Source organism: Serratia sp. Z4, assembly GCF_009900725.1.
Lineage (GTDB): Bacteria > Pseudomonadota > Gammaproteobacteria > Enterobacterales > Enterobacteriaceae > Serratia > Serratia nematodiphila.
Genome location: NZ_JAAABD010000009.1, coordinates 135,265 through 151,768 on the forward strand (window position 1 = coordinate 135,265; position 16,504 = coordinate 151,768).

18 protein-coding genes are annotated in these 16,504 nt (G+C 52.9%); 2 read left to right on the forward strand and 16 right to left on the reverse strand.

Annotated features, from left to right (window positions below):
- The first annotated feature begins 169 nt into the window (after positions 1–169).
- A complete protein-coding gene (locus GT753_RS22965; RefSeq protein WP_160125982.1) occupies positions 170–1,087 on the forward strand; it encodes a LysR family transcriptional regulator in 918 nt (305 codons plus the stop codon).
- A 68-nt stretch (positions 1,088–1,155) separates the two neighbouring features.
- Here the strand turns inward: GT753_RS22965 and GT753_RS22970 are convergent, their stop codons facing one another.
- The 12 genes from GT753_RS22970 to GT753_RS23025 form a co-directional block, all read right to left on the reverse strand.
- The gene (locus GT753_RS22970) at positions 1,156–1,452 is read right to left on the reverse strand and encodes a hypothetical protein (protein WP_015376365.1); all 297 of its coding nucleotides are present in this window, start codon (positions 1,450–1,452) and stop codon (positions 1,156–1,158) included.
- A 508-nt stretch (positions 1,453–1,960) separates the two neighbouring features.
- On the reverse strand, positions 1,961–2,836 hold the full coding sequence (locus GT753_RS22975) for a hypothetical protein (RefSeq protein ID WP_015376364.1): 876 nt from the start codon (positions 2,834–2,836) through the stop codon (positions 1,961–1,963).
- Between the two features lie 129 nt (positions 2,837–2,965).
- Positions 2,966–3,517 (reverse strand): LuxR C-terminal-related transcriptional regulator, encoded by a 552-nt coding sequence (locus tag GT753_RS22980; protein WP_160125983.1) that lies wholly within the window; start codon positions 3,515–3,517, stop codon positions 2,966–2,968.
- A gap of 124 nt (positions 3,518–3,641) precedes the next feature.
- Positions 3,642–4,166: a fimbrial protein gene (locus GT753_RS22985; RefSeq protein WP_160125984.1), complete on the reverse strand. Its 525-nt coding sequence runs from the start codon at positions 4,164–4,166 to the stop codon at positions 3,642–3,644.
- A gap of 432 nt (positions 4,167–4,598) precedes the next feature.
- Positions 4,599–5,168, reverse strand: coding sequence for a hypothetical protein (locus tag GT753_RS22990; RefSeq protein ID WP_160125985.1), 570 nt, complete (start codon positions 5,166–5,168; stop codon positions 4,599–4,601).
- 393 nt (positions 5,169–5,561) lie between these two features.
- Entirely contained in the window at positions 5,562–6,050 is a 489-nt protein-coding gene (locus GT753_RS22995; RefSeq protein WP_015376360.1) for a fimbrial protein, read from the reverse strand.
- 13 nt (positions 6,051–6,063) lie between these two features.
- Positions 6,064–6,579: a fimbrial protein gene (locus GT753_RS23000; RefSeq protein ID WP_015376359.1), complete on the reverse strand. Its 516-nt coding sequence runs from the start codon at positions 6,577–6,579 to the stop codon at positions 6,064–6,066.
- A gap of 13 nt (positions 6,580–6,592) precedes the next feature.
- Entirely contained in the window at positions 6,593–7,255 is a 663-nt protein-coding gene (locus GT753_RS23005) for a fimbrial protein (RefSeq protein ID WP_060558242.1), read from the reverse strand.
- A gap of 37 nt (positions 7,256–7,292) precedes the next feature.
- Positions 7,293–8,051, reverse strand: coding sequence for a fimbria/pilus periplasmic chaperone (locus tag GT753_RS23010; protein WP_075686649.1), 759 nt, complete (start codon positions 8,049–8,051; stop codon positions 7,293–7,295).
- A 43-nt stretch (positions 8,052–8,094) separates the two neighbouring features.
- Positions 8,095–10,626, reverse strand: coding sequence for an outer membrane usher protein (locus tag GT753_RS23015; protein ID WP_160125986.1), 2,532 nt, complete (start codon positions 10,624–10,626; stop codon positions 8,095–8,097).
- A 47-nt stretch (positions 10,627–10,673) separates the two neighbouring features.
- Complete coding sequence (locus GT753_RS23020; protein WP_031300205.1) at positions 10,674–11,219, reverse strand: fimbrial protein; 546 nt, start codon at positions 11,217–11,219, stop codon at positions 10,674–10,676.
- 94 nt (positions 11,220–11,313) lie between these two features.
- Positions 11,314–11,865, reverse strand: coding sequence for a fimbrial protein (locus GT753_RS23025; RefSeq protein ID WP_015376354.1), 552 nt, complete (start codon positions 11,863–11,865; stop codon positions 11,314–11,316).
- 430 nt (positions 11,866–12,295) lie between these two features.
- On the opposite strand from GT753_RS23025, the gene GT753_RS23030 reads away from it, so the two are divergent.
- Positions 12,296–13,051: a winged helix-turn-helix domain-containing protein gene (locus GT753_RS23030; RefSeq protein ID WP_015376353.1), complete on the forward strand. Its 756-nt coding sequence runs from the start codon at positions 12,296–12,298 to the stop codon at positions 13,049–13,051.
- Between the two features lie 77 nt (positions 13,052–13,128).
- Here the strand turns inward: GT753_RS23030 and GT753_RS23035 are convergent, their stop codons facing one another.
- The 4 genes from GT753_RS23035 to GT753_RS23050 form a co-directional block, all read right to left on the reverse strand.
- Positions 13,129–13,593 carry a hypothetical protein gene (locus tag GT753_RS23035; protein WP_015376352.1) on the reverse strand — a complete coding sequence of 155 codons (465 nt, stop codon included), beginning with the start codon at positions 13,591–13,593 and terminating at the stop codon, positions 13,129–13,131.
- A gap of 3 nt (positions 13,594–13,596) precedes the next feature.
- Complete coding sequence (locus GT753_RS23040; RefSeq protein WP_230199824.1) at positions 13,597–14,337, reverse strand: helix-turn-helix domain-containing protein; 741 nt, start codon at positions 14,335–14,337, stop codon at positions 13,597–13,599.
- 320 nt (positions 14,338–14,657) lie between these two features.
- Positions 14,658–15,275 carry a DUF2238 domain-containing protein gene (locus tag GT753_RS23045; RefSeq protein WP_075685541.1) on the reverse strand — a complete coding sequence of 206 codons (618 nt, stop codon included), beginning with the start codon at positions 15,273–15,275 and terminating at the stop codon, positions 14,658–14,660.
- Positions 15,276–15,393: 118 nt separating this feature from the next.
- A complete protein-coding gene (locus GT753_RS23050) occupies positions 15,394–16,413 on the reverse strand; it encodes a DUF5074 domain-containing protein (RefSeq protein ID WP_370531156.1) in 1,020 nt (339 codons plus the stop codon).
- Between the last annotated feature and the right edge of the window lie 91 nt (positions 16,414–16,504).

Consider the following 16,504-nt stretch of genomic DNA (forward strand, 5'->3'; position numbering starts at 1 on the left):
TATATAGACGAGTTGGATTTAGCTAAAAAACTTATTCTTTAATAAAAATTAAAAACCACCTATGATGAGTGGCCAATACATATTTTATTTTCATTCGCGACGATATCGCTCATGGGCGCGCTCGTCTAACACCCATTTTGCATCGTATTGATACCTTAAAGGCATAATCTTGGAGCTGCGTCATTTACGCTATTTTATCGCCGTCGCGGAAGAGCAGAATTTCAGCCGAGCGGCTGAGCGGCTGCATATCAGCCAACCGCCGCTCAGCCGGCAAATTCAGCAGTTGGAGGCGAGCCTGGGGGTGAGGCTGTTTAAACGCGGCGCCCGTCCTCTGGTGCTGACCGCGGCCGGGCGCTTTCTCTATGGGCACGCACTGCAATTCCTGGCGCAAAGTCTCGAATTGAAGACCATGACCCAGCGCGTGGGGCAAGTAGAGCGCCCGCTGTCGCTCGGTTTTGTCGCCTCAACGCTCTATGACATCCTGCCGCAGCTGATTCGCCGTTTCCGCACCGCTCACCCCGAAGTAGGTCTGAACCTGCATGAAATGACCACTCTGGAACAGATTCGAGCGCTCAAGGAAGGGAAAATTGATGTAGGATTCGGTCGCATTCGCCATGAAGACATGCATATACGCCGCATTATCCTGCGAGAAGAGCCTCTGATGGCGGCCTTAGCGGCCGATCACCCGCTGGCTCGTTCGGAGGGATTAACGCTGCGCGCCCTACAGGCGGAAACGCTGATCGTTTACCCGCAAACGCCGCGCCCAAGCTTTGCCGATCAGGTGCTGGCGACCTTTCGCGATCGTGTGTTAGTCCCCAGAAAAATCATGGAGGTGCGGGAACTGCAGGTCGCATTGGGGCTGGTAGCCGCTGGTGAAGGCATCGCGTTGGTTCCTCACTGCCTGCACAGCCTGAAGCGCCCGGACGTGGTCTACAACATATTGAACGAACGGCGCCTGGTTTCCCCGATCATCATGAGCACCCGACAGTTGGATGAATCTGAAGAGATCAGGACACTGTTGCGGATGATTTACACTCTGTATGACGAACAAGGCATTGCCTACATCAAGCCTGAACGGCAAGATTGAGATACCTATGGCGGGCAAAACGAAGAAAAAGCCCACCATAGTCGTGGCGGGCTTAATTACATACATCCTTACTGACAAATCGAAGCGTATTTCTTCATAAACGGGCTGGCGCAAATTGACGCGTAAATGTCTTTTTGCAGTTGGCTGGCGCTAGAATCCGGCTTTTGCGAACCGCCAACGTTTACACCGGTGCCGTTGTTGCCGTTGTTGCCGTTAGTGCTGCCGTTAATGCTGACGTCAACTGAAGCACCGTTGCCGCTGCCGATATTGCCATTAAGACCACCTTCAATCACCAGCTTGGCCTGAGCCAGCTGCGAACACATCAGCAGTGTGCAACCCAGTAATGCGATTTTTCTTCTCATCATGTCCTTCTCCTTGTTTATTGAATTACCCGTTTGTATTTATTTCCCTGTGCGGCAGACCCTGTACCGGTTTCCTGTTGCGGCTAATGCCCTCTTCCACCTATCGCCAATCGCCTTTTCTTCATACGCTGATCGTGTTTGAAAAACGCATATAAACTCAGAAAAAACAAAAAAATCGCCAGATAAAAAAGATCCACTTTACCTTCCCTGGGTACACCTCGGCACCACACAAAATATAATATTCACTTGATAAATAGTTTTTCATAACTCATAAGCCATAGCGCGTTATGAGCCAAAAAAAGCAGGACTCATTCCTGCTTATCGATAAGAAATTATTAGCAAATCCCCAGCAGACTCGCCCACTGCCGTGTAGCGGTCTAATTCAAGCTTGAAACAACAGAGAGAACTAGGGTAACAACAAATAAGCAATAGACCATCCCTAATCAAGGTTAGGAATACTCTTCCATTCAGGATACCTTCTGTAACCTAGTAAAGCATTAAGATCACTTTTTCATTGAATGGATACCACAATTGTAGCGCTCCCTTGAAAATCACCCACTTCACCAGAGTAATTAGCCAGCGTTGAGGTCAAATTAACTTTCGTACCGGCCGACCCGGCATCAATAAAGGCACCTTTCGAGAAGGGACTCCCGTTGATCGTTACGATGCTACGAAAGTTACTGGCTTTACTCAGGCTAATAAAGTCAGTGGCATTCGCTTCTGCCGCGACAATACGCACCGGCAAAGTTTCATTGCACCAAACGGTAATCTGTGCCGAAGCCTGACTGCCGTTAACTTTGTCTGGTGCAACCAACCCATGTCGAATATCTACCTGGGGCTCACGAATATTACATTGAGTAGGGTGCACTACAGGCGCCTCGCAAGCCGGATAGCGATTCGCATCTATGGCACCACCAAGAATAGTGCCTTTAATCACAGCATGGTCAGAGTACGCTAAGTAGGCACACAGCCCCCAACCACTCACTGATCTAACAAGATATCGAGTCGCATTCGGTCCGACCAGCCCCTGTTGTTGAGCCCCCAGAGCCACTTCGCCAAGCGTCTTGCTGTTGCTAAGCCAGCCTCCTGTGTCGGCAAATACCTGAGCATCATGACCTGATCCCCACCAAGGCAACCTATACCGCAGATGGAGAGCACAGCTGTTACAGCCGTACATAGGGTTAGGCCTGAGATCATTGGTATCCCATTGGTTAATATAAACGTGCCAGATTCCCTGAACAGCCGGTCCCTGCCCTGGTGAGTTGGGGGGTATAATTTCCACTTCTGCCGCCGTTTTCCAATCAGCTATAGCGCTGATTGGAAAAAAGAGCAAGGCTCCCACTTTCAACGCTAATATAAATCGCAACTTAATTCGTCCCTTCAACATCATCGTGCTCCAATATCAAAAACCAACCACCTCATGCGGTTATTAACAAGATATCTCAGCTCGGTACTATTTCCCAATGCCCAACCACAAATAGAAAGAGCCGCGGATGGAAAACAGGAATGAAATATATCAACTTTCAGTATATTCATCACCATGAAGCAATAACCAATAAATAAACTCATGATGCCGATTTAACATTAACTTTCTCATTATCGAGCGTTTATGGCTATGAATCGTCTTGACGCTTAACCCCAGCAACCTAGCAGTATGGGATTGATCGAATCCATTACGAAGATAACCAACCACCTGCCGCTCTCTGCCGGTTAAGATTTGCCGCTTAGCGGTAGCCGGGAACGCAGAACAGGACAATGCTTCAGACAATAACTCAAACAGCTTGTTCTGATTATCTGTTCGGTACAGCACGCCAGAGATACCCCTCGCAGCTAAAACAGGCCGTTCCTTAACGGTAAGGATAAACGGTGCGCCTGAAAGATTCGCCCTGCGCCAGCGTTGCGCACGCCGCAGTGAAGAAGCAACAACCATGTCGGTATGCCCCTCACCGTCCGGTGATAAAAAATTGACGGATTTATTGCGATTCTGCGCATACTTTTCAATACTGAGTCGAAGCCCCTCAGCAAAATAGCGATTCTCATCATCTATTACGATATTAAATGTTCCCATGTAACACCTCTTGTCGGCCAAGATAATTTTATTCCGTACAAAATTGGTATTCTGCTCGGCCTGTTTTAAAGTTTTCCACCGGATATATTACGATATTTATTCTACTCGTATCGCTTACAGTCTATTATTCGTAATCAAGTAAAAATGTAGCCGTACTGACAAATTCTCCTCTGGCGATACTTTTGTTTTTAATAGCCTCAGGTTCACCACGCACATAAGCTTTAAGCGTAATTCTATTGCTTCCTTCCTGTAGTCGCAGTTTCCCCGAAGGCTGATTCAAGGGTAATAGCTCACCTGAAACATTCTCCAGGCCAATGGCGATGCCGCTCGCACCACCGCTACTGATAGCCAGCAACCCCGGCAGCGCAGCGCTTTCCGTACCGCTGAAGGAAACGCTTACCGTTTCGCCAAGGCTGAGATCGCATTCCGTCAGCTGTAGAGAAAACGCTTTCCCCGCCGTACGCTGATTGAGATAAAGATATTTATCAATCACCGTGCCAAAATCCAGCTCGATATTTTCCTCTCCAGGGGGGATCACGCAAGGCTCCGCCACCAGCTCACCACGGTAGTTAACCGCCACCGTAGGCGGGGCACCCCAACCGGTATGGCTAATACACAGCAATGCCATCGCTAACGCTGTCTTTTTCATCCCTTTCTCCTGGTTGATATCGTATAAAAACGCTTATATCCGCGATGTGCACAGTCATAATCAAGATGGAGTGATACCCTCTGTCACAAATGCCCATCACCAGCCACATATTTGTCCGATTCGCCAGGCAATTAATTAAAAAATCGGAAACATTACTACTCGCAAATGCCATTCTCAGATTTAAAAGCACACTGTTGCTTCGCCACATATATCTGTTCAACCAAGTCGTCACGCTGTATCGCGATGACGACGCGGCACAGAGGGAGAGACATCTCGTTACCTATCGGTCTCCAAAATATTCTAGCCTATGGATACCTAACGTATTTATAGCAGCGCCTTGTGTGGCAAGGTAAGCAGCACCTTTAAACTCCATTATAGAAATATCAGTGCTGCTGTTTCTCATGAAAGTCACGGCGAAAATACCCATGCCGATTACGGTAAAGAAACAATGATCGTTTTAGATCCCTGAAATACCCCAATACTGCCATCATACCCCATCAACGTGGAACTTAAGGTTAGCGACACCCCTTGCGGCGTTGCCTCAACAACTTTCCCTTCACCTAAATCCTTGCCATCTATTTTCAGTTCACTCCGGAACTGTTTCCCACCATTAAAGTAAACGCTGCCGACTCTGTCTGCCGACATAATTCGCACCGGATATTTGGAACTGCACGTCACATGCAGCGAGGTGCTAACAGTCTGACCATTCACCTCCTCGTCGCGCAGCACGCCATGACGCAGCTCAATCTCTTTTTCCGCCAGGTCACAATAGGTGGGATCAATCACCGGCGGAACGCATTGCATCCCCCCAGGAAAACGAGCAGGGCCATAAGCCCCTCCGGGGTACCTCCCCCAATAGCCAAAAAAGACACATACATTTTTGTCAGGAAAGCCTTGTCGACTATAGAACTCCCTATTAAAGAATCCTGAATTAGCAAAGCTTTGCGCCAGTTCCCCCATGGTCTTGCTGGTCGTGAGTCCTGGGAAACTCACTTCGTTCATGGGAGAACCCGTCGTCCCAGCGGCTACTACCCAAAAGGTGACACTACATAGATCAGAACAACCATACATTGGATTCGGCGTGACATCACCAGTATCCCAGTAAGTGACTTTGGCAAAATACTGTTTTTCTCTGGGGGAATATCGAATGTCAGCACTCCACCCCGCCCACGCGCCTGAAGTATATAAGAGCAGTAATATAAAAAAACTTCTTACTACATTTGATCTGGCTAACGTGTTAACCATTATATTGAGTCTCGCTCACTGAACCTATTAAGAATACGAGGCATGAGTCAGCTACCGTGAATATCAATTTCAGGCAACTGTAGTCACACCGGCATAAGCATCTTGCTCTCTTTCTCGTCATTTCCCCTCGCGCAGTTAACAACTGCGAGCTCACTCATATTTAAGCAGGAACGATGCGGAGGCATTGAACGCACCCGGCACCAGCTCCGTATTCACTTTCCGGACAGGCACCACCTGGAAATTAAGATCCATATCAGCCAGACCGTTAATCGCACCGCCGACGCCAAGATCAACAAAAGCGCCATTTTTTTGCCACTGCGCCTTAATCCCCAACCCCTTGACGTTAGTGGCCAACGCCGCCGTATCAAAACTACTGGGTTGACCGACATAGTAAATCTTATAGGCAACATCGAATTCCGCCGGGCAACTCACCTTCACCGAAAACGACTTCTTGTAACGCTCCCCATCGATTTTATTAACGCCCACCGTTTCAAAATCCACGTTTATCGGTTGCCCATCATTGAGCTCACAGGGCACATCCTCGCGTAGCGTCCCTTTGAAACTCATGTTTTCCACTGCTATCCCCTCTCGAGCAGTGATACCCAATAGGATGAGGCAAACTATGCCAAGCTTTTTCATCGTTGCCTCTCCTCTATTGATAGGCTAGCAGCAGGGTGGCGCCGGCAGTAAAGTCACCGCCGGGCAGCTTCGCATTCGCTCTTTTTACCGGAACAGCCTCTAATGGCGGAGCCTGACTACCCGAGTAGGTGAACTTCAGCCAGCTATTAATGGGCAATGGCTTCCCATCAGAACGAAATGCCACCCCGAAGTCGCTGATATTAGTCCGCAGCGCGGAAGCATCGAACGCGGTCGCACCGCCTTGAATTTTCATCTGCATGGCATTGGACTTAATGCCCGAACATTTCAGCGTATAATCAACCGATTTCTTATAATTGTTGCCATCCACCTTGACCGTCAGGATCTCGCCGAAGTCCACTTCGATGGTTTTATTGTCGTTAATCACGCAAGACGGTGTTTCCAGTACGGTGACGCTGACCGTCACCGTGGTCGCCGCATTGGCCAATGGTGACATTCCCACACAGAGAAGACACATCGCCGCATTGCGCCAAAGGCTGCAACTACCGGCCGGGCTGAATATGTGCGCCATACTTCTCAACTCCTTAGTCATAGCTCAGGCTAAAATCCACCGTGGCACGATAGGCTCCGGCCGCCAGACGGGCCGCCGTGCGTTCCGGCGCCACGCTATAGCTCAAGGTATTCTGCCCCGGCGTCAGCAGCAGCGGTTCCCCGCGGCTGCCCAGCCGCACATCCTGTCCACGGCTGTCGGTAAGACGCAATCCCAACCCGGCAACACCCTGAGCCCTGACCAGCTGCGGATTATCCGCATCCTGCCCGGCGCGGAAAGTGACCGTTACCGCCGGTTGATCATTGGCCCAGGTTAAGGCGCCGGTACGTGAATCCCGGCTGCCGGCCGGGCTGCGCAGGCAGTCTCTCAGCCGTAACTCAAAGGCTACCGGCGCGCCGCGGTCACCAATATTCTGCAGGCGCCCGGTGCCGATCTCCCCCAGGCTGATAACCTGCCAGGCGCTTTCCATCTCCAGCCGACAGGCGCTCTCCGTTAGCGCACCGCGCACCTGCAGCACGCCATTGGCGCCGTCTGTGTACCAGTTATCCGCCACCTGCCCTTGTGCAGCCGGCATCAGCCACAGCATCGCCCCGAGGGTGAGAGGCACCATCAGCGCCAGCCCACCCAAGGTGCCGTAATACCGACAGTCGTGACGCTCCGGCAGGTGTTTTCTCAGTTTCTCGCTCATCCATTGCATCTTTATTCCTCCCGATGACCCGCCGCAGCCGGTGGTGTTACGACTTGCTCTTTTCCGGCACGACCTGGCAGGCGTTGCCGCTGCAGTTAAAGCTCAGCTGCGGGCGACCGCCGTAGTCGTTGATATAGGTCAGCACCGGGCCGTTACCCAACGCGCTGGCGTTGACGCCGAGCGGCGCACTGCTCTTCGGCGGCACCATCAACGGCTCGAAACCTTGCACGCCAGCCACGCCTTTCCTGGCCCCTGCGTCCACCAAAGTGACGTAATAAGGCGTCGGGTTATTCACCACATACTTGTCGCCCTGCTTGCTCAGCGTCAGCTGCTCTTGCCATGGCGCGGCATTCTGCTGCGGTGCAATCGCCGACGGGCGATAGAACAGCTTGATGCGCGTCTGCAGCGCAATCTGCAGCGTATTCGGCTTGTCGCTCTTCGGCGGGATCTCACGCAGGTTGAAGTAGTAGAGCGACTCCCTGTCCTGCGGCAGCTGTTTGGTCGCCGGCAGCGCCTGGATCTTCACCTGGCTCGGCTTGCCCGGCTCCACGCGCTGCACCGGCGGCAACACGGCCAGAGGGCTCTGAATCTTGTTGCCCTTTTCGTCCTCCAGCCAGCCCTGCGCCAGGTATGGCAACTGCTTGTTCTGGTTGCTGATATTCAGGCTGACAGACTTTTCGCTGCCGTCGAAGATCACCCGGGTGCGATCCAGCGCGATAGCGGCCTGCGCCTGCGGCGCCAGCAGCGCGCCCAACAGCGCGGCGGTCAGCAATTGATGTTTGCTCATGGTAAAGTTCTTTTTCATACGTTTATCACTCTTACAGATTCAAATAGGGTGTTCGCGTTCATTACGCCTCTGGCTCATTGGCCGGCAACGCCCGGCACGGCAGCAGCAGGTTGCTCATCATGTCAGCCGGCAACGCTTGCGGCAGGCTGATGGCGCACTGCGCCGCGCCGTTCCAGTGCACGGTCATGCTTTCACCTGGCCGGATGCCGCTCAGGTAGACGCTGCCGCCGTCGTTCACAATCCCTGTATCCTGTTTGCTGGCGTTCATCACCGTGGCGCCGAACGGCGGCGTGCTGCCGTCCGCCAGCCGGATAACCGCCATCGCCTTCTCCCCGGCGATCACATCAAACTTGCGATAGCCGATTGCCCCTTCGGTCAGGGTGGCCTGCACCACCGATTTGGTAGCCTCGGCGTTTTCTCCCAGCTTGTTCAGATCGATGCTGGCCTTGTTGCGGTAGTAACTGTTAACGTCTGTCACCACCGCCTTGCCCCAGCGGTTGGTATCTACGGTGCTGCCGTAACCACGCACCGGCACCCCGGCCACGCCGCCGGTATCCAGCAGCAGCCGGGTACTGCCCGGCATGCCGATGCGGTGCAGCGCTCCACCTTCTGCCGTTAAGGTCGCACCGCCCTGCGCGCTGAAGCCCAGCGCGCTGTAGCTGCCCTGCTGATAGCTGGCGTTGGCACTCAACTGGGCCATATCGCCCTCACGGTTGTAATAGCCGCTGAAGCTGGCGCCGTTTCTGGCGCTGCCGACGTTCAGCTGATAGTTGCTATGCTCATCCAACCGATCGTAATACCCCACTCGCTGGCTGCTGTCGTGACGGTTTACCGTCGCGCTGTAGCTCAGGTTGGCGCTCTGTCCCCACGGCAGCGACAGCGACAGGTACATGCCGTCGTCGTTGGTGTTTTCGTACTTGTTGCGGTAACCGGTCAACGACAGGCTCAGGTTACGGAAGCGGCCGATATCGAAATAGCGCGACAGCGTCAGGTTGTAACGATCATTAGCCGGCCGATCCCAATAGGTCTGGTGGTCATAGTTCAGGTACAGGCTCAGGCCGATATCCCGGAACTGCTGGTTAAAGGTGATGGTGTACATCTCCTTGTTGTTGCCCACCCGGCCGCCGTAGTAGCGCGCGTCCAGATACTCGCTCATGCTCATAAAGTCCTGCTCCGAGAAGCGGTAGCCGGCGAAGGTCACCTGGCTGTCGGTCTCGTCGAAGGTCTTCGAATAGCTCAGGCGGTATGAACCGCCGCTCAGCGTGCCGTCCTGCTGCGGCAACCGCGCCCGCGACTGGGTGGCGTCGAACGACAGCGCGCCCAGCGCCATCAGATCGCGGCCGATACCCAACGAAGCCGCGTTGTAGTCGCCGCCGAACAGGCCGCCGCCGTACAGCGACCAACCGTTGCTCACCCCCCAGGAAAACTCGCCGGTGCCGAACAGCGGCCCATTGCTGCGATGCTGCCAGTCTGAAGGTTTGCCCGCCGCCATTTTGAAGCGCCAGGAACCAGGGCGCGTCAGGTATGGAATGCTGGCGGTGTTCATCTTGAACGCCTGCACGCTGCCGTCTTGCTCCTCCACCCGCACGTCCAGCTCGCCGGAGACCGCCTCGCTGATATCCTGGATGCGGAACGGCCCCGCCGCCACCTGAGTCTCATAAATCACCCGCCCCTGCTGGCTGATGGTGACTTTGGCGTTGGTTTTTGCCACCCCGACCACTTCCGGGGCATAGCCGCGCAGGTTCGGCGGCAACATGTTGTCGTCAGACACCAGGCTAACGCCGGTGAAACGGAAGCTGTCGAACAGGCCGGAGTTGAGGTAGTCCTCACCCAGCGTCAGGCGCGAGCGCAGCGCAGAAACGGCCCGATAGGCGTAGTAACGGCTCCAGTCCAGCCGCTGATCGGTACCCTGGCCGCTGCCGGTTTGGTGATTGAGCTGCCCCTGCCAGTCAGCGCGCAATCGCCAGGCACCGACGTTGGCGCCGGCGGTGCCGTTGCCGCTCAGGCTGTTACTCTGCCCACCGCTCCGCTCCTGGCGCTGAGTCTGGCCGTTAACGTTATAGTCAAACAGCAGGCCCGGAATGCCCTCATCCCAGCGCGACGGCGGATCCCAGTCAGGCGAGGAATATTCCAGATAAGCCTGCGGAATGCTCAAATACAGCGCCGCCGTGGCTAAATCGCCGCGCGCCTCCATGCCCTTCAGGCTGGCGATATCCAGACACTCGTCCTGATGCCACCAACGCAGTCCTTTCAACGCATCCGGTTTCAGCCCCAGCTGTTCCACCAGCGCCGGTGAAATACAGGCCTGGCTGCCCTGAGCATCGTCATCCGGCGGATAAAAACTGACGCTCTGTTCCGGCAATTCATTGTTATTAAGATGAATCACCATGGCATAGGCGCCCGGCATGATATAGCCGCTGCGTGAAAACTGGCTCAGGTCGATATTTTTTCTATCGTTCACGTCCAAAATATCGGTATTAAACTGAATGCCATCCTCGGCTTCTGCCTTTGGCGTTAAATGCGCTAACGCCAGAAATATACCGATACTTAGCGCATGAGGACGAAACAGCTTCCATGCAGGAGAAAAAAACATATCCACGACCCTGTTTATTTAATAGTATTTATCGGCAGAGCTCAGCCTCAGTAATAGTCCATTTTAAAACGCACCGCAGAATAATACTCTCCTGCCTGCAGTGGCTGATTATTAGCGACCAGCCGCATTTGGTAGTTAAGCAGCATTCTTTCCGGCAATACTTCTCGAATGGGCAATGGGTTTCCTGGGTGGGCAATATTTCCTTCTGCATCGACGATTTGCAATCCGATGCCTTTTGCCCCACCATGCATCTCAAATAACTCCCCGTCGGCATCCCCGTCAAAAGTCACCCGAAAACCACTCCAGTCTGGCAAATTACTCTCAGCCCGAGATAAAACACAGTTAATTAGCTCAATGGAGAAATAACTAGCTCCCCCGCTGCCGTCACGAATAATATCTGCAACCGGTGTGACATCCATATCGATTAACTGTTCCCGACTGCCGGCGGCAATAGCGCAGGCGGTATTGATAATGGCTCCTTGCATATTGACCTGTCCCCATCCTTGACTGGGGCGAGCGGCCTGAACGTTATCCGCGATTAACATTAAGGACAATAGGCAGGGAAGCATTAATTTTGCAGGAAAATAACTCATTGAATGCTCCCTATTCACAGAATTTCCACCGCTCGAATCCCGGGAAAAGCATGCGGGCAAGCCCGCATGCTGCATTATCACTGCACAACCGGACTTACTGGTAAGCCAAGGTGAAGTCAGCCACGGACTGGAAGTCACCCGGGGTGATAACAGCGTTAGAAGCCTTGTTACCCTGCAGGTAAGCGGAGAAGCTCAGGGTGTTATTGCCATTGCCCAGCGTTTGCGCTGAAGAAGCTTTACCCAGCTCGATCACCTTGCCGGAACCGTCGGTGATGGCGATGCCAGCGCCTTTAGCAGTACCGGTAATGCCCAGCAGCTTAGCGTCCTCTACTGAAGCTGCACCGGTGAAGGTGATAGCTACAGCATTATTCTTGCCAACGCCATTTGCATCACCAGCGTTCAGCTCGCAGTTTTCCAGCTTAATCTGGAAGTTTTTCGGCGTAGACTGGCCGCCGTTTTTCAGCGCCACGTTGGAAACCTGGCCCAGGTTAACGGTCTGGTCTACGGTTTCCGGGGTAATTGAGCAAGGTGCGTCAATGATCGCGCCTTTAAAGGTTACGGTGCCGTGGCCCTGGTCTTTTGCGTGAGCCACAGACGCTACGCCGAAAGCCAATACTGCTGCCATCATGATTTTATTCAGTTTCATATTAAATCCCTTACATTCCTTAGTAAGAAAGAGGTACTCATTGACGTCAATTAGATCAACAATTCACTCTTGATGTTTAACGCGCCGCTTTATTATCGAGCGCAGATTCTTTCGCTGATACCTGCCTTTCAGCGTTCCGTATCAGTGGCAACAAATTTACCCCGCCCAGATCAAAAATAAAACGTTATGTCGCAAAAAGACAAAAACACAGGATTTAAATATGAAAAATACACATTAAATAGATTTAAATACCAAAAAATAGAAATTAAATGACCTTATTTATTTTTTAATACTTATACACTTAGACCCGGATTAATATAATTATATGAATAGAGGGAAAAATCCTATTGACCATTAATACGAAGGATTGAAAAAACAGCACGCAGGTCTCAGAATCATCTCTCGACAGGTAAGTTGACAGGTTGAAAAAATGATCTTCCATATAAATAACAACGTTCTCTATGATGAAGATGAGAACACATTGTCGCATATTGATAATGCGGCAACTAAAATAGTCTTACTTAGACCCAGCGCCAGGCTGTTATCACTGTTCATCCGTAACAATAATGTGTTATTAATGCGTGAAAGGCTGCTTAATGATGTCTGGGTTGAGCATGGTCTTAAGGCCTCGAACAACAATCTGAATAATTATGTATCAGGGTTACGCAAATCGCTGGCGCAGTTCGGCGAAGAGGCGCTTATTGTCACCTATCCGCGTCAGGGGTTTAAGTTCACCGCAGATATCATTCATGAAGTAAATAACAATGAGGAGGTAAAAAAACCGGAAAACAATCCAGAGGGAGATAATGAGGTCAGTAAACTAACCAATAAAGAAGTGCTGCATAATGGCACCAATAGCCCATTCAGGCGTCTTCTGCTGGCATTTTTAGCCTGCCTGGTGCCGTTTGCCGCTATCGTGCTTTATCAAAACGCCACCCGTATCAGCATGTATCCTTTAGGTGACTACGATCGCTGCCAAATATACAGCATGAATTCGGGGAGCGGCCACTTATCCGAAATCAAGCGATTTATCCAGCGCGCTGGTTTTAATTGTAGAAGTAAAGCTGACGTGTATTACTATGATAACATTCGCGATGAGGCTTCGCAGAAAGGCAAAGAGCTGTTAACCTTCTGCCCGCGAGAAAAAAGCAGCCCGTGTATCTACAATTATATCGACAAAGAATAGCATTGATATTGCAAGATGTTACCTCACCAGGCCATCTCACTCTCAGGATCCCCTTGTCCTAACCAAGGGGATTCATCTTAGGGTGTAGCACACACAAATAACGGCGCATGGTTATCGGCAAACAAGAAATGCCGGCTATCAATTTGCTCGATACGCCAGTGTAACTGCATACCTTCCACCGGCAACCGCCGATTAAAATCCTCAAGCCTTATCGAGTCATGCGGTTTCTTGATATTTTCCTTCACCCACAGCGTATAGTTATTGCCCTGCCATCGATAATCCAGAACCAGAGTACGTGAGACAACATAGTGCTCTTTACCGTCATAGACTCTGCCGTTCAATAATATGTTGATACGCCGCGGGCCATCGGGAACCACATTTATCAGAACAATGCGTTCAACGCTGCGGCCGGCAATGTTGTCAGTTACGTGTTCAACCGCCCGGCACTCCGGGATTTGCGGTCTGAAAAATAAAAAGTAACCGGCGATGGCGCAGCACCCCATAGCCAGTAACGCCGCAATCGCGTAACCATATCGTTTCATCGCTTACAGGCCCCAGCTTTCATAGAAACTCTCGCATTGCACCTTGTTATCCGCCATTTGCGACTCTGGGCAGTAATAGAAATAGGACGTTCGGGTTCTCCCGGCGCCGTTTGGCACCAGTGTTTGCGTGTCGTAGTAGAGCAGCGTCGCCGGTTCGTTGCAGTGAATCTGCGGCCGCCGCTTCAGCATGTCGCGCAGATGATCCAAATCGACCTTGTTGATTGCCGGCTTGTGATAAGTGGTGATAAGGCGCACGCTGCAGCTGTCGATGCGCCCCCCGTCGATCGTGCTGATCGGCTGATAGCCTGCATCGCACCACGCCCAAATACCGCTGCCCAACGCCAGAACCAACAAAGCCGCCAGCCCGGCGGCTTTGAAACGCGTATAGCTGCGTACAGCGGCGGAGCCTACCTCAGAGGGGATACCCACATCCTGGCCCACCTCCGGAGCCGGATCCTCTGCGGGCGCCTGGCTGTCCGCCGTTTTGATCGTAGCGGCGGTGAACATAAAACCTTGCCGCGGCAAGGTGACGATGATCTCCTCCTCGCCAAGCGAAGAGAACGCCTTGCGTAAAATTGAAATGGTATTGTTGAGGTTATTACCGGAAGCGACCTGACCGTGAGCCTCCCACACCTGCGTCAACAACGTCTCTCTGGATAACACCAGATTGTTGTTTCTGACTAATGTGGAGAGCAGGCGGTTCAGTGTGGCCGTCAGCATAATCGGCGGGATATCGTCATGCACCGAGACCAATTCCGATCTATCTTCGTGATATTTAATATTATTATTAATTATGTATCTCATACATTCCCTGCGCTACAAACCATGTCAACGCCAATTCCCCACCAAACAACATGATATTAGCACAGCAATTATAATAAGAAAATTCTTACAAATTAAATATAAGTTCATATAAAACAATGAAATATAAACAGCAAATCATAGAGAACGGCGGAACCTTGGGCGCAGTTAAGGCTCCCGGCCTTCGCTTGATGCGACAACGTTCATTGCGATATATATAAAAAAACCCGCCATAAAGGCGGGCTAATTCTGTTTGAAATTTATCAAACTAAGCGAGTGATTTGCCGATCCTGCCAGCGCCCGAACAGCAACAGGCCGCATATCGCCCCGAGCAGCGCGCAGAACATGTCGGACTGGGTGTCCCACGGGTCGCCCTGGGTGCCGAGAAACTCGTCAGCGCCCTGGCCCAGCGCCAGTGCCGCCCACCATTCGATCAGCTCATACAGGGCACTGATGGCGAGCGCGATGCAGCACACCACGAAGCCCAGCATCTTGCGCCCCTGTACATAACCACCGCGCAGCAGGATCTCGCGCGCCGCCAGCGCCGGCACCAATCCCTGAAAGAAATGCCCCAGTTTGTCGTACGGGTTGCGATCAAGATCCAGCCACTGCTGCACCTCAACCCCCAGTGGCACGCGGGCATAGCTGTACATGCCGCCAAAAATCAGGATCAGCGCGTGGAAGAAAATCAGCGTGTAGAGCAGCGGCGTCAGCGGGTAACGGCGGTGGGTGAGCCACAGCAGCGGCAAAACGATCAAGACCGGCGCCACCTCCATCAGCCAGGTGGTGCGATCGTAAGGGCTGATGCCGCTGTGGATCAGCGCGGCCAGCAGCAGCAGAGTGATAACGGACAACAACAGCGGAGAGCGTGAGACGGGCATAACCAACGTTCCTTCGGGTCAATAAGGCAATCCACACGTTATACCGCAGATCGCACGGCGAAAAAAAACAGGCGGAGCGTCGCCGCTTCGCCTGTTCGGTGTGCTTACCTGGGTGGGATTATTTCAGCACGACGCGGATCACGTCGTCCGGCGCGGTCGCTTCTTTCTCGCGGCTGGAAGCCTGCTTGACGCTGACATACAGCGTTTGGCCATCAGGCGACAGCGCCAGGCTGTTCGGATGGGTCGGCGTCTTGATGGTGTTCAACACCTTGTAGCTCTTGGCGTCGATCACGCTCACTTCGCCCGCCTGACGGTGGGTGACGTACACTTCATTGCGCGCCGGGTTGAACAGCACCGCCAGCGATTCCGGCACGTCGATCTTGCTCAGGATGTTGCCGTTACGGGTATCCACCACCAGCACCTGTGGCTGCTTGGAATCAGTGATGAAGGCGCGATGGGTGGCGGTATCCAGGCTGATGTTCAGGAAGAAGTGCTCTTTGGACTCATCCAGTTTCTTGCGCGACAGCACCTTGTTGCTCTGGGTATCGATGGTCACCAGTTCGCCGTCGGCGTTGGTGACGTACAGGCGTTTGGCGGCGGCGTCCAGCGCCAGGCCAGTGCCGTACTTGCCGGTGTCGGTCACGGTGGCGCGCAGGGTCAGATCCTTGCCGTCCACCACCCATACTACGCTGGAATCCCCCAGCCCGGTGATGTACAGGGTATCGCTGTCGGCATCCGCCACCAGTTCACGCGGCGCCAGCGGCTTGACGGTTTCGGAGCGCTGGCGCGCGTCCAGCACCAGGCGACCTTTCACGTCGCCGGTCTTGGCGTCGATGGCGGTCACCGAGTTATTGACGGTGTTACCGAAGAACAGCGTGCCGGTCTTGGCGTTGACGGCGGCGCCAAACGGCTTGATGTCGTTATGGATAATTTGGGTCACGTCCAGCGTGGTCGGATCCAGACGGTAAACGATGCCGCCCTTGTCCAGCTTGCGGCTCTGCGAGGTGGCCAGGTAGAGCGCGTTCTCGCTCGGGCTGTAGGCCATTTCATAGGCGCCTTTGCCGACCGGCTTGCGCAGCACTTCCGGCGCGGTTTGCGCCTGCAAAGTGTTGGAGAACAGCAGCGTAGACAGCAGCATCAGCGGAAATGCCGCACGTTTTCCCTTGGTGATCAAAGTATTCATCAAAATCTCCTTATAAAGCCAACAGGGTGGCCGAACGGCCGCCCTC

Excerpts from the sequence above, each read along its gene's own strand:
- GT753_RS23015 (WP_160125986.1), bottom strand. The coding sequence starts at position 10,626 with ATGTTTTTTTCTCCTGCATGGAAGCTGTTTCGTCCTCATGCGCTAAGT.
- GT753_RS22990 (WP_160125985.1), bottom strand. The coding sequence starts at position 5,168 with ATGAACGAAGTGAGTTTCCCAGGACTCACGACCAGCAAGACCATGGGG.
- GT753_RS22995 (WP_015376360.1), bottom strand. The coding sequence starts at position 6,050 with ATGAAAAAGCTTGGCATAGTTTGCCTCATCCTATTGGGTATCACTGCT.
- GT753_RS23010 (WP_075686649.1), bottom strand. The coding sequence starts at position 8,051 with ATGAAAAAGAACTTTACCATGAGCAAACATCAATTGCTGACCGCCGCG.
- GT753_RS23045 (WP_075685541.1), bottom strand. The coding sequence starts at position 15,275 with ATGCCCGTCTCACGCTCTCCGCTGTTGTTGTCCGTTATCACTCTGCTG.
- GT753_RS23030 (WP_015376353.1), top strand. The coding sequence starts at position 12,296 with ATGATCTTCCATATAAATAACAACGTTCTCTATGATGAAGATGAGAAC.
- GT753_RS22980 (WP_160125983.1), bottom strand. The coding sequence starts at position 3,517 with ATGGGAACATTTAATATCGTAATAGATGATGAGAATCGCTATTTTGCT.
- GT753_RS23020 (WP_031300205.1), bottom strand. The coding sequence starts at position 11,219 with ATGAGTTATTTTCCTGCAAAATTAATGCTTCCCTGCCTATTGTCCTTA.
- GT753_RS22985 (WP_160125984.1), bottom strand. The coding sequence starts at position 4,166 with ATGAAAAAGACAGCGTTAGCGATGGCATTGCTGTGTATTAGCCATACC.
- GT753_RS22970 (WP_015376365.1), bottom strand. The coding sequence starts at position 1,452 with ATGATGAGAAGAAAAATCGCATTACTGGGTTGCACACTGCTGATGTGT.
- GT753_RS22975 (WP_015376364.1), bottom strand. The coding sequence starts at position 2,836 with ATGTTGAAGGGACGAATTAAGTTGCGATTTATATTAGCGTTGAAAGTG.
- GT753_RS23050 (WP_370531156.1), bottom strand. The coding sequence starts at position 16,413 with ATGCTGCTGTCTACGCTGCTGTTCTCCAACACTTTGCAGGCGCAAACC.
- GT753_RS23005 (WP_060558242.1), bottom strand. The coding sequence starts at position 7,255 with ATGCAATGGATGAGCGAGAAACTGAGAAAACACCTGCCGGAGCGTCAC.
- GT753_RS23035 (WP_015376352.1), bottom strand. The coding sequence starts at position 13,593 with ATGAAACGATATGGTTACGCGATTGCGGCGTTACTGGCTATGGGGTGC.
- GT753_RS23025 (WP_015376354.1), bottom strand. The coding sequence starts at position 11,865 with ATGAAACTGAATAAAATCATGATGGCAGCAGTATTGGCTTTCGGCGTA.
- GT753_RS23000 (WP_015376359.1), bottom strand. The coding sequence starts at position 6,579 with ATGGCGCACATATTCAGCCCGGCCGGTAGTTGCAGCCTTTGGCGCAAT.